A 1,765-nucleotide genomic window follows, 5' to 3' on the forward strand; every position below is an offset into this window, starting at 1 on the left:
GCGCCCACAACAGGCCGGATATACGAATGCAACCGCGCTGACGACAAGTGCAAAAGAAAAGCTTTGCTCACTACTTGTGGGGAGAGTCCATATACGAATTGTTAGATGGGGTGTTAGCTCTGTAACCAGACATTCTCTAAGACTCTCGTATATTCGGTCAGGTCATCGGAGTAGTGCTTCCGCCCAAGATCTTTGAGAATACCGGCACCGACCAACTCAGCTACTACTCGATCGGTAACGTCCACATAGGACGCAACATCAGACGAGCTTCCGCCGGGAAATGGCCATTCTCCATAAGTGTCCGACACAAATGCCATCTGGTCGCCTGCACATTCCAGCATGTACCAGGTGCTCATCGCTGCTGCTGCAGCATTGCCTGCAAGCTCTAATTTCGTGGACGCCGGTATGTGCGTGAATGTGAGCACCTCACGACGAGTGAAATTTACGAGTTCGTATCCGACGGTCATTTATCATTTCACCTAACGTTTGGTTAAGGGGCAGGCTTTAGCCAGTCCCAGAAAGCGAAGCGAACGATTTGAACCACTTATCAAGCTATATAGTTATAGTTGGCTGTTAGCTTTTTTGTACTCCAATTCAACGCCATCTTCTGAATCATTGTGCCAATGAATAAACGCAGGTGGCGTTTGCTGCGCTTGAAAAAAATGCAGTGCGTGCTCAATTACATCAACAGGGTAGGCCCACGATGCTGGGTACTCGTCGTGCTGACCATTATTAAGCCGATATTCAATAGTTGATTCTGTCGGCCCTTTATAATTAGTGCTGCGTGAGCTAAAGCCCGCGTCCCGGCTATACCTTAGGTACATCAACCATCCCCACTCACCGTTGATAAGTGCGCACATGGACTGGCCGTCCGGGATCTCGATCCACACTTCCCGGAATGGTGATTTTTCCATTATGAATGCCTAACGCTTGGTTAAAAGACGATAAGGGGACAGATTTATTTTAGACCAACAGCACTGTGCCATAAATAAATCCGCCCCCCTTTCCGAGCGATTCGTTAAAGCATTTTTGACTTTTATTTATTTATCAAACCAGATAGCGTAATAAAAATTAATTGCAGTATAAACTTAGAAAAACTAGTTACTCGTATATTTTTCCGCAATAAAGAAAAACAGCGAATTGCTTCCATTTGTTTTTGGCTAGCTCTGATTCTTGATTGACGCCAAAATTTGAATCTTCTGCCCATGAAACTGCAGACTCAAGAAAGCTTGATATACTGTTATTCGCCCAGTCCTCTACGAAACCAACTTCGTCTATTGTTTTTCCCTCGTGCTGCTCACGATCAGCAACCAGCGCTTTGACGAAAGCCAAGAACGAGCCTTCGTCTTTTACTGCTTCAAGAGCATGATCAAGTTCTTGCATTTTGCCTCTACTATTTTTCAACGTTTAGTTAAGGAGCGGGCTTTAGCCCGTCCCAGTGAGCGAAGCGGGCGACACTGACGACTTCCACTTTACACTGCCTGCAGTTGCCACTTTGGCTGAGGCTCCCGCCCCCAATTTACATTTCTGACGGAACTTGCAGGTAGTGCCACTAGCCGGGTTGTGCTCTCTTGATTGAGCGATAAGGGGACAGATTTATTCTTACCCCAGTGACGCTGCAACACAAATAAATCTGAGAATCATCTAGCCGGCCTCCTCACTCCCGAGTGGGCGCAAAATTCAAAGTGCGAACATTGTCTTTTGCTGTGAGGAGGCCGTGATGAAATTCTGTGGCATAGACCTGCACTCGAACAATAGCGTTGTG

The 1,765-nt window shown here is 46.7% G+C and carries 3 protein-coding genes; all 3 read right to left on the reverse strand.

Annotated features, from left to right (window positions below):
* Window positions 1–113: 113 nt before the first annotated feature.
* Entirely contained in the window at window positions 114–467 is a 354-nt protein-coding gene (locus tag FB481_RS23100; protein ID WP_147178123.1) for a hypothetical protein, read from the reverse strand.
* Window positions 468–560: 93 nt separating this feature from the next.
* Entirely contained in the window at window positions 561–914 is a 354-nt protein-coding gene (locus FB481_RS23105) for an Imm1 family immunity protein (protein ID WP_218571917.1), read from the reverse strand.
* A gap of 187 nt (window positions 915–1,101) precedes the next feature.
* Window positions 1,102–1,383, reverse strand: coding sequence for a hypothetical protein (locus FB481_RS23110; protein ID WP_147178127.1), 282 nt, complete (start codon window positions 1,381–1,383; stop codon window positions 1,102–1,104).
* Window positions 1,384–1,765: the final 382 nt, after the last annotated feature.

The organism is Pseudomonas sp. AG1028, from assembly GCF_007993955.1.
Taxonomy (GTDB): domain Bacteria; phylum Pseudomonadota; class Gammaproteobacteria; order Pseudomonadales; family Pseudomonadaceae; genus Aquipseudomonas; species Aquipseudomonas straminea.

Bases quoted from the DNA above. Each gene is read 5' to 3' on its own strand.
- FB481_RS23100 (WP_147178123.1), bottom strand. From the start codon at position 467: ATGACCGTCGGATACGAACTCGTAAATTTCACTCGTCGTGAGGTGCTC.
- FB481_RS23105 (WP_218571917.1), bottom strand. From the start codon at position 914: ATGGAAAAATCACCATTCCGGGAAGTGTGGATCGAGATCCCGGACGGC.
- FB481_RS23110 (WP_147178127.1), bottom strand. From the start codon at position 1,383: ATGCAAGAACTTGATCATGCTCTTGAAGCAGTAAAAGACGAAGGCTCG.